The organism is Spongiactinospora sp. TRM90649, assembly GCF_029382225.1.
Lineage (GTDB): Bacteria > Actinomycetota > Actinomycetes > Streptosporangiales > Streptosporangiaceae > Spongiactinospora.
On the sequence record NZ_JARLTC010000114.1, the window covers coordinates 1 to 569 of the forward strand.

Below are 569 nucleotides of genomic sequence, written 5' to 3' on the forward strand. Positions count from 1 at the left end.
GCCAGCGGTGGCCGGACGCGTCGGGCGGCGGTGTCGTCGTTCGGGATCAGTGGCACGAACGTCCACACCATCATCGAAGAGGCCCCGGCCGAGGACGAGAGCCAGGCCGCGCCCGCCGTGCCCCCGGCGGTGCTGCCCTGGATCCTCGCCGCCAAGACCCCCGAGGCCCTGCTCGCGCAGGCCGAGCGGCTGTCGGCCCACGTCGCCGGGACCGAGATCGACCCGGTCGACGTCGGCCTCTCCCTGGCGACCGCCCGCGCCCGGATGGACCACCGCACGGTGCTGCTGGGCACGGGCACCGACGACCTGAACCGGCTGCTGGGGACCGCGATCAGCGGGAAGACCAGCGTCGATGTGGTGCGCGGCGGCGCGGTTCCCGGACGCCTGGCCTTCATGTTCACCGGCCAGGGCTCGCAGCGCGCCGGAATGGGCAAGGGCCTCCACGCCGCCTTCCCGGCCTTCGCCGACGCCTTCGACGAGGTGTGCCGGTATTTCGAGGGCGATCTGAAGGAGATCGTCTTCGGCGACTCCGGGCTGCTGGACCAGACGCGTTACACGCAGGCCGGGCT

General features: G+C 72.9%; 1 protein-coding gene. It reads left to right on the forward strand.

Translation table 11 applies throughout. From position 1 onward, the window contains the following. A partial coding sequence (locus P3X83_RS43225) for a ketoacyl-synthetase C-terminal extension domain-containing protein (protein ID WP_277311265.1) occupies positions 1-569 on the forward strand: 569 nt, incomplete at both ends.